This is a genomic window from Natronolimnohabitans innermongolicus JCM 12255, assembly GCF_000337215.1.
Lineage (GTDB): Archaea > Halobacteriota > Halobacteria > Halobacteriales > Natrialbaceae > Natronolimnohabitans > Natronolimnohabitans innermongolicus.
Map to the genome: position 1 here is coordinate 1 of NZ_AOHZ01000019.1, position 8,474 is coordinate 8,474.

9 protein-coding genes are annotated in these 8,474 nt (G+C 66.2%); 5 read left to right on the forward strand and 4 right to left on the reverse strand.

Annotation, left to right across the window (positions count from 1 at the left end):
* Positions 1-513, forward strand: a 513-nt coding sequence (locus tag C493_RS04335) for a DUF6517 family protein (RefSeq protein WP_007258190.1), incomplete at its 5' end; no start/stop codon positions are given.
* Positions 514-582: 69 nt separating this feature from the next.
* Here the strand turns inward: C493_RS04335 and C493_RS04340 are convergent.
* The 3 genes from C493_RS04340 to C493_RS04350 all read right to left on the reverse strand — a co-directional run bounded on the left by C493_RS04340 (position 583) and on the right by C493_RS04350 (position 3,549).
* A complete protein-coding gene (locus tag C493_RS04340) occupies positions 583-807 on the reverse strand; it encodes a hypothetical protein (protein ID WP_007258191.1) in 225 nt (74 codons plus the stop codon).
* Positions 808-837: 30 nt separating this feature from the next.
* Positions 838-2,016, reverse strand: a complete 1,179-nt coding sequence (locus tag C493_RS04345; protein WP_007258192.1) for an acyl-CoA dehydrogenase family protein — start codon at positions 2,014-2,016, stop codon at positions 838-840.
* Positions 2,017-2,103: 87 nt separating this feature from the next.
* Positions 2,104-3,549, reverse strand: a complete 1,446-nt coding sequence (locus C493_RS04350; protein WP_007258193.1) for a DUF7544 domain-containing protein — start codon at positions 3,547-3,549, stop codon at positions 2,104-2,106.
* 127 nt (positions 3,550-3,676) lie between these two features.
* On the opposite strand from C493_RS04350, the gene C493_RS04355 reads away from it, so the two are divergent.
* The 4 genes from C493_RS04355 to C493_RS04370 all read left to right on the forward strand — a co-directional run bounded on the left by C493_RS04355 (position 3,677) and on the right by C493_RS04370 (position 7,730).
* Positions 3,677-4,486 carry an RIO1 family regulatory kinase/ATPase domain-containing protein gene (locus C493_RS04355; RefSeq protein ID WP_007258194.1) on the forward strand — a complete coding sequence of 270 codons (810 nt, stop codon included), beginning with the start codon at positions 3,677-3,679 and terminating at the stop codon, positions 4,484-4,486.
* A gap of 126 nt (positions 4,487-4,612) precedes the next feature.
* On the forward strand, positions 4,613-5,146 hold the full coding sequence (locus C493_RS04360; protein WP_007258195.1) for a hypothetical protein: 534 nt from the start codon (positions 4,613-4,615) through the stop codon (positions 5,144-5,146).
* Positions 5,147-5,215: 69 nt separating this feature from the next.
* Positions 5,216-6,100: a phosphatase PAP2 family protein gene (locus tag C493_RS04365; protein WP_241430873.1), complete on the forward strand. Its 885-nt coding sequence runs from the start codon at positions 5,216-5,218 to the stop codon at positions 6,098-6,100.
* Positions 6,101-6,194: 94 nt separating this feature from the next.
* On the forward strand, positions 6,195-7,730 hold the full coding sequence (locus C493_RS04370; protein WP_007258197.1) for an aldehyde dehydrogenase family protein: 1,536 nt from the start codon (positions 6,195-6,197) through the stop codon (positions 7,728-7,730).
* Between the two features lie 12 nt (positions 7,731-7,742).
* Here C493_RS04370 and C493_RS04375 read toward each other — a convergent pair whose 3' ends face one another.
* Positions 7,743-8,024 carry a hypothetical protein gene (locus C493_RS04375; RefSeq protein ID WP_007258198.1) on the reverse strand — a complete coding sequence of 94 codons (282 nt, stop codon included), beginning with the start codon at positions 8,022-8,024 and terminating at the stop codon, positions 7,743-7,745.
* Positions 8,025-8,474: the final 450 nt, after the last annotated feature.

Here is an 8,474-nt window from a genome sequence, read left to right on the forward strand (position 1 = left end):
ATGTGTATAAGAGACAGGATCGGTGTCGCGGGCCAGAACTTCAACCCCGTCGAGGACAAGTCCTCCGCGGAGCTCGTCGAACTCGTCGAGAACAACTACGACGACATCAGCGACATCACCCACGAGGACGACGACGAGATCGAAATCCTCGGCGAGACGACGACCCGATCGCGGTTCAGCGCCGACGCGACGTTCGACGGCCACGACCTCGAGGTCGACCTCCACGTCAGCGAGGCCGTCGAAGCCGGCGACGACCTGCTCGTGACCATCGGCGTCTATCCGCAGGATCCCGAGTTCGTCCGCGGTCGGGAAGAGGAGAACGTCCTGGCGCTCATGGAGGGCGTCACCACGGATATCGACCACGACGAGACGGCGGACGACGGAAACGGCGACGAGAACGGCGCGGACGGAGGCGACGGCGACGACGAGACCGGCGGAGACGACGAGAACGAGAGCGACGACGAAGACGGGGACGCGGACGGGGACGACGGCGTACTCGGCGTTCTCGAGTAGTCCATCTCACGCTCGAGTAACCCGTTTCGACTCGAGTGATCCGTTTTGATCCGAGTCACCGCAGTCGCCTCAAACGACCCCGTAGCCGAGCAACACGACGCCGACGAGCGCGAGGAGGACACCTACACCTTTCGTGACGCGGATCCTGTCTTCGCCCTCGAGTTCGTCGCCCCGCTCGCCGTCCTCGAGCGGCGCCATCCCTTGCTGGTGCTGTGCGGCGACGATGGCGGGGGCGTACCGAACGCCGGCGACGCCGAGGGCGAGACAGACGAGACCGAGCGTGGTGACGAGCATCGTCTTGCTGTACGGACTCGAGTCGACGAGCTAAAGCCCCAGCTCCCGGCCGATCACGAGGTGTTGGATCTCGCTAGTTCCTTCGCCGATCTCCATCAGTTTGGCGTCGCGGTAGAACCGCTGGGGGGCGAAGTCGGTCGTGTAGCCGTAGCCGCCGAGCACCTGGACGGCGTCTTCGGCGACCTCGCGGGCGGCTTCGCTGGCGTCGAGTTTCGCGAGCGCCGACTCGCGCGTGACGGGGTCGCCCCTGTCGTACGTACGCGCCGCGCGGCGGGTGAGCAGCCGTGCGCGCTCGGTCTTGCGGTGCATATCGACGATCTTGTCGCGGATGGCGTCGAACTTCGAGATCGGCTGTCCGAACTGCTCGCGCTCCGTGCTGTAGGATTTGGCGTGCTCGTAGGCCCCCTGTGCAAGCCCGGTCGAGAGCGCGGCGATCGAGATCCGGCCGCCGTCTAGGGTCTTCTTCGTCTGCTCCCAGCCGTCGCCCTCCTCGCCGAGGAGGCGATCCTCGGGGAGTCGGACGTCGTCGAACTGGATCTCGCAGGTCGGCGAGGCGTTGAGCCCCATCTTCTCCCAGACGGTCGTCACCTCGAAGCCGTCGTCCTCGCGGGGGTCGACGATGAACGTCGAGATGCCGTCGTAGCCGGCCTCGGGGTCGGTGACGGCCTTGACGAGGATCGAGCCGGCCTCGGAGGCGTTCGTGATGAACTGCTTGGTGCCGGTTAAGACCCATTCGTCACCTTCCTCGGACGCTGTGACGTCCGAGGAATCGGCAGACGCCGTTCGAGCGGTCGTGTTCATGTCCGAGGCGTCGGAGCCGCTTTCGGGTTCGGTCAGCGCCCAGCCGCCGAGATACTCGCCCTCCGCGAGCGGGCGCAGCCAGCGTTCTTTCTGTGCTTCCGTGCCGAATTGCTCGATCGGCTTCGAGGCGAGCGACGTGTGGGCCACGTAGGAGAGCCCGATCGAGCCGGAGACGCGCCCGAGCTCTTCGGCGACCAGCGCGTACATGAGCGTATCGCCGCCGAGACCGCCGTACTCCTCGGCGATCGGAACGCCCATCACGTCCAGATCCGCGAGCTGGTCGAAGATCTCCGCGGGGAATCGGTGCTCGTCCTCGATTTCCTGGGCGATCGGCTCGATCTCGGTCTCGCAGACGTCTCGAACCGTCTCCCGGATCATCCGATGCTCGTCGGGTAGCGTGGTATCCATACACAATACTTGCCTGGATATGGAATAAACGCACCGCCGGATTGCAGTCCGCGTCGCCAAGGTCCGCGTCGCGATCCTCGAGTGAGGTCACCAGGTTCGCTCGTCGTCAGCGTCGTCGCCGCCGGTATCACGGTCGTCGGCAGCATCAGGGTCGCCACCGCGACCATCGTCATCGCGACCGCTGTCGGTACTGCGATCGTCGCCGCGGTCCCCATCGTCTCGAGTCGACTCGTCGCCGCTGGAGCCACCCCAGAACCCGCCGTCGTCGGCGCGGTCCCACGGCTCCGTCTCGTCGCCGTCGACGGCGTCGTCCCACGGATCGGGATCGGCGTTCCAGTCGCTCGAGTCGCGCCGTTCGACTTCGGATCCGCGCCACGACTCGTCGGCCGGCCGTGCGTCGTCAGGATCGCCGGGGTCGGCCCACGGGTCGGTGTCGTCGTCCCAGCCGTCAGTGCCACCCCAGCCGCTGCCGTCCCAGTTGCTGGCGCTCCAGTCGGCGTCGTCCCAGCTCCCGCGTCCCATCCCGCCTCCGCCGGCACCGGCGGCGCGGACCGCCGCTCGCTGGTCGGGGAGCAGATCCAGGTCACCGTTCGTGTCGCCGAGGAGCAACAGGGCGTAGTACTGGAAGTAGGTCGCGATCGGCGCCCAGACGAGTCCCATGAACAGGATCCCACAGGCGATGCCGAACAGCGCGATCGGAAGCGCGACGACCGCGCCGAGCGGGCCGCCGACGACCAGCAAGAGGACGACGACGAAGCCGAACGCGATCGCCAGCGCGAAGAGGCCGATCCCGACGACGACCCAGGCGGTGATCGTGACGGCGATGGAGAGAAACCAGACCAGCAGCAGGTAGACCGTATACTCCGCCAGGTTCGCGGTGAGCGTCCCCCAGAACCGTCGCCAGGAGGCGAGGACGCCGCGTTCCTCGAGGAGCATGATCGGCGCGACGAACTCGCTGGTAAACCGTCGGACGGCCGAGTACGCCAGGTAGAGCCCGAAGCCGTACAGGGAGTAAAGCGCCAGCAGCCCGGTCGAGAGATCGGTTATCGAGCCGTCTCCGACGGCGGCGACGGCGCCGGGAAGCGCCCCGAGCGCGGCGAAGATGATCAACACGCCGAGCCGAAAGAGAAACAGCCGAACCCCGCGGCCGAGGTTCCGACCGAAGTACCGACGGACGCGAATCTCCGTCGAGCGCAGCGACTCGAGGAAGACGAATTCCATGATTCCGGCGACGAGCGCGTAACAGAGCCACGCGACGAACGCGACGGCGGCGACGAGGAGGGCGGCCGCGAGGAGTTCCTCGACGGGCACCTCCTCCCAGACCTCGTCTTCGACCTCGGGGGGTTGTTCGACCGTCGGCTCCTCGAAGAGCACCGCGAAGTCGCTCCCGAAGACCGAAGGGCCGACACCGAGCCCGAGCGAACTGACGAAGACGACGACCACGGCCAGCCGGAGCCACAGGCCGAGTCGCACCGGCGTCAGAAACCCCCGCGTCGTCTCGAGTGCGTCACTGAGGTCGTCGATCGCGTGCATCCTGTCTCGGTGTTTTATCGCCCCGTAGATAGCAATACTGCTCTCGGCGCCGGCGGGGGTGCCCCGAATACGTTCGCCCGGAGACAGTTCGGGACGCATTTAACGTCCGAGCACCCACATCCGATACATGGACATCCGCCGGCTCGCCCGAGGGAGCGTCGAGTGGGACCGCATCGAGCGCGTGGTCCGGACGCTGGCGGAACGGTACGACCGGGAGACGGTGCGCGTCGAGTTTCTCGAGGCCGACAACTGGCTGTCGACGCCCTGCGTGATCGACGAGGAGTGGTTCGTCAAGATCGTCTCCCGCCAGAACGCGCTGGTCCACGCCCTCCTGACCGCGGGCCGCAACGTCGGCGCGGTATCGGCCGGCACCGGCGGCTTCTTCGGTCGGTTCGATACGCCCCGCGAGATGGTCGAACACGAGTACGAGGCGACCGAACGCATGCGCGACATCGGGATCAACGCCCCCCAGCCCATCGACGCCTTCGAGGTCAACGGGCTGGGCGTGCTCGTCCTCGAGTACCTTCCCGAGTTTCGATCGCTCGAGGACACGCCCGACTGGCTCGTCGCCGAGCGCGCGACGGAACTGTTCGAGATGCTGGCGACGCTTCGCGACCACGGGATGGCCCACGGCGACCTCCGTGGCGAAAACATCCTGCTCTGTGACGACGAGTTCTACTTCATCGACGCGACGAACGTCCACGACGACCGCGTCGCCGAGACCACCGCCTACGATCTGGCCTGTGCGCTCGCCGTCCTCGAGCCGCGGATCGGCGCCCGCGGCGCCGTCCAGGCGGCGACGACGGTCTACGAACCGGACGAACTGCTCGACGCCCGGCGCTTTCTCGACTTCGTTCGGCTCCGCCCCGACCACGAGTTCGACTCGATGGCGCTGCGAACCGAACTCGAGCGGGCGGCGGGGCTCCAGCGCCGGTAAGCGCCGCCCGGTGAGCGCCGCTCGTTAGCCGTTTCGCGCGGGCAACGTCGACTTCGATCGATCACCGTCGTTTCCCGGCCACTGCAGGCAGCAGTGGCTTTCTGCGGATTCGAGTATTCTCGAGACGTGACGACATCCTTCACCGACGACGACGTCGACAAGCGCGTCGAGACGGCCGGCGGCGACCGCGTCGGCGTCGTCACGATGACGGAACCGGAGACGGCGTACGTCGACCTCGAGGCGGGCGCCGTCGACTCGATCAAGGCGACGCTGGATTGGGAGGGCGACGCCGACGACGTCGTCCCGATCGACGCCGGGGACGTCCAGGCCGTAACCGAGGAGACGATTCGGCTCGCGGGCGGCGACGAGCCGCGGCGGACCGACGAGGACGCGACGGATCCGGTTTTCGACCGGGAACCGGACGCCGTCACCGATGAGCGAAGCGGGGAGCCGGACGGGACGGCGGAGGCGACGGGGGACGCGAGCGAAGCTGCGACCGACGCCGACGACGCGGGCGACGGCCGCTCGGGCGAGGCCATGGAGCCCGAGACCGAGGAGATGGACGAGGCGGGCGCGGAGCGCCATCCCGAGAGCGAGGAGCAGCCGCCGGAAGGCGACCGAACGGTGACGAAAGACCGCGGCAGGGAGGAAGACCGGTAACCGAGCGCCGCTCGGAACCAGGCCACCGCCACTGAGAGTATGTCGAGGGGAATCGGCGAATTCGAGGTCGTGCAAGGATCGATTCCCGAGTGGTTAGCCGTCGTCATCGCGTTGCTCACCCAGCTCGGCTCCGTCTGGTTTCTGGTACTAGTTCTCACCGCGCTGTACTGGACGGCGACGGACGCGCGCGACGATATCGCGACCGTCGCCGGCATGGCCATCGCCGGCATGGGCTGCTACAAGGGCCTCAAGGAGGTGTTCGGCTTGCCGCGGCCCGAGGCGCCGTTGATCGACCCGACCCTGTTGCCGTGGCTGATCGAACCGCTGTACGAAGCGACCGCGACCGTCGGCGGCTACGGCTTTCCGAGCGGCCACGCGGTCAACACGACCGTCGTCTACGTCGGGCTGGCGGCGGTTCTTCCGATCGGCACGCGACGGCTCCGATACGGCGCCGCCGCGGGATTGATCGTCCTGGTCTCGTTCACTCGAGTCGCACTCGGCGTCCACTACGTCGTCGACGTCGTCGTCGGCGCCGCGCTCGGGCTCGCACTCGTCGGCGGGTTTTTCTGGCTGTTCGGGCGAACGCGCCTCGACCGGCCGACGGTCGCGTTCGGCCTCGGCGTTCCGTTCACCGCGTTCCTGTACGTCGCGAGCGACGGCGGCTCGAGCGGGCGGATTCTGCTCGCGGCCGCGCTCGGCGCCTTCACCGGCTGGCAGCTCGTCGTCCTCGGCCGTCGGGTCGCCGCCGAACCCCCCGGGACGCTGGCCATGCGGTCGTTGTCGGCCCGCGGTCTGGCGGCCCTTCTCGCCGCGGTCGTGCTGGTCGTCGGAACGACCGACGGACCGCTGTTCTCGGTGTCGACGGCCGCGGGGCTGGTCGGCTTCGCGACGGCTGCGGTCGTCGTCGTGCCCGTCGCACGCCACGCCGGTCGCGCTCGAAGCAAACGCTCGTGACGGCGCTACGGCCGGCGGTCGGCAAACCGAACGTTCTCTCCGCCATGTGTGAACGACCATCAGGGTTTTCACCGCTCTCGTCGTTCGATCAGGTATGAGCCAGCAAGCAACCGAACAGGTCCACGGCCACTACATCGGCGGAGAGTGGACGACCGCCGGCGACGAACGGACGTTCGAGAGTCACGACCCGGCCACCGGCGAGGTGCTGGCGACGTTCCGACGCGGGACGGAGTCGGACGTCGACGCCGCCCTCGAGGCCGCCGACGAGGCGTTCGAGGAGTGGCGGTCGCTGTCCTATATCGACCGCGCGGAGTACCTCTGGGACATCTACCACGAACTCCGCGATCGTCACGAGGAACTGGGCGAAATCGTCACGAAGGAGTGCGGAAAGGAGATCTCGGAGGGGAAAGCCGACGTCACCGAGGCCTGGCACATGGTCGAGTGGGCCGCCGGCAACGCCCGCCACCCTCACGGCGACGTGGTACCGTCGGAGGTCGCTGGCAAGGACGCCTACATGCGCCGAAAACCCCGCGGTGTCGTCGGCTGTATCACGCCGTGGAACTTCCCGGTCGCGATCCCCTTCTGGCACATGGCCATCGCGCTGGTCGAGGGCAACACCGTGGTCTGGAAGCCCGCCGAACAGACGCCGTGGTGCGGCCAGATCATCGCCGAGATGTTCGAGGACGCCGGCATCCCCGACGGCGTCTTCAACATGGTCCAGGGCTACGGCGACGCCGGCGCGACGATCACCGACGACGAGCGCGTCGACACCGTCCTCTTTACGGGCTCGGCGGAGGTCGGCCACGAAATCGCCGACAAGGTCGGCGGCGAGCCCGGCAAACTCGCGGCCTGCGAGATGGGCGGCAAAAACGGGATCGTCATCACCGAGGAGGCCGACCTGGACGTCGCCGTCCACGCCGCGGTGATGTCCAGTTTCAAGACGACCGGCCAGCGCTGCGTCTCGAGCGAGCGCCTGATCGTCCACACGGACGTCTACGACGAGTTCAAAGACCGCTTCGTCGACGTCGCCGAGAAGGTCGCCGTCGGCGACCCCCTCGAGGACGCGACGTTCATGGGCCCGGCGATCGAGGCCGACCACGTCGAGAAGATTCGCCGGCACAACGAGTTGGCCGTCGAGGAGGGCGCCGAAGTGCTGGTCGACCGGTTCGAACTCGCGGACGAGGAGATTCCGGACGGCCACGACGAGGGCCACTGGGTCGGGCCGTTCGTCTACGAAATCGACTACGAGCCGGACCTGCGCTGTCTGAACGAGGAGTGTTTCGGCCCCCACGTCGCGCTCGTCGAGTACGACGGCGACGTCGACCGCGCACTCGAGATCCACAACGACACGCCGTACGGACTCGCGGGCGCGATCATCTCGGAGGACTACCGCCAGCTGAACGCCTTCCGCGACCGGGCCGAACTCGGGCTCGCGTACGCGAATCTCCCGTGTATCGGCGCCGAAGTTCAGTTGCCCTTCGGCGGCGTCAAGAAGTCCGGAAACGGCTATCCGAGCGCTCGAGAGGCCATCGAAGCGGTCACCGAGCGGACGGCCTGGACGATGAACAACGCCGAGGATATTCAGATGGCACAGGGGTTGTCGGCCGATATTACGATGAACGACGATTGAGCCTAGTCTCGCTCAGTCGCCGGTGATACGGCCGCCTTCGCTCGCCGTTAGATCGATATGAATTCGATCGTCTTCTTCCGTCTCGATCGATAGCAGTGCCGGCGTTTCGTCCGAGAGGACGTACACCTTCTCGATCCGTCCTTCCTGATAATCGAGTTCGGTTCCGTTGGCCGAGCGATCGATGCGTGGAACTTTGACGTGTTCGCCGACGAGATCGTGGTCATCCTCACGTTTCGTTTCTCGGATCTTGTGGCGAAGCGGTGCGGTCGCTGTGGCGGCGATAACACGCCCCATACAGAGAGCACAGCAATCGGTCACTCTCCGCCGGTAGCAGCCAGCGCTGTACGCTGGCAGATGCAGTTTTCCCTGTGGCCCGCGTTCGATAACCATCCTATACATCTACCCACTACTCTATGCTATTATTAATAATATTCTCGCTAAACCCATTACTATTCACTGGCATTATGAATCCTTCTCGGCAGTTATAGGCTGAACAGGCGCAATACCACGGCCTTCAGGCCGTGGATACGCGCCGTCACTCAGTGCCATGTTCCACCGACTTCGACAGGGCTGGATATTCCACGTTCCCAATCCCAACTTTTACAAGAGAATCAAGTATAACTGATTATACAGGAGTTTCACGATGCTGGCAATCCACCGAACACATCGAGCGAAAATCCGCAACTATTCACAGGTCGTGGAGTCGCTCGATCGGCACGGGTGGAGTGCCAGCAAACTGTGGAA

Coding starts and splice junctions, on each gene's coding strand:
- C493_RS04340 (WP_007258191.1), bottom strand. CDS start 807: ATGCTCGTCACCACGCTCGGTCTCGTCTGTCTCGCCCTCGGCGTCGCC.
- C493_RS04345 (WP_007258192.1), bottom strand. CDS start 2,016: ATGGATACCACGCTACCCGACGAGCATCGGATGATCCGGGAGACGGTT.
- C493_RS04350 (WP_007258193.1), bottom strand. CDS start 3,549: ATGCACGCGATCGACGACCTCAGTGACGCACTCGAGACGACGCGGGGG.
- C493_RS04355 (WP_007258194.1), top strand. CDS start 3,677: ATGGACATCCGCCGGCTCGCCCGAGGGAGCGTCGAGTGGGACCGCATC.
- C493_RS04370 (WP_007258197.1), top strand. CDS start 6,195: ATGAGCCAGCAAGCAACCGAACAGGTCCACGGCCACTACATCGGCGGA.
- C493_RS04375 (WP_007258198.1), bottom strand. CDS start 8,024: ATGGGGCGTGTTATCGCCGCCACAGCGACCGCACCGCTTCGCCACAAG.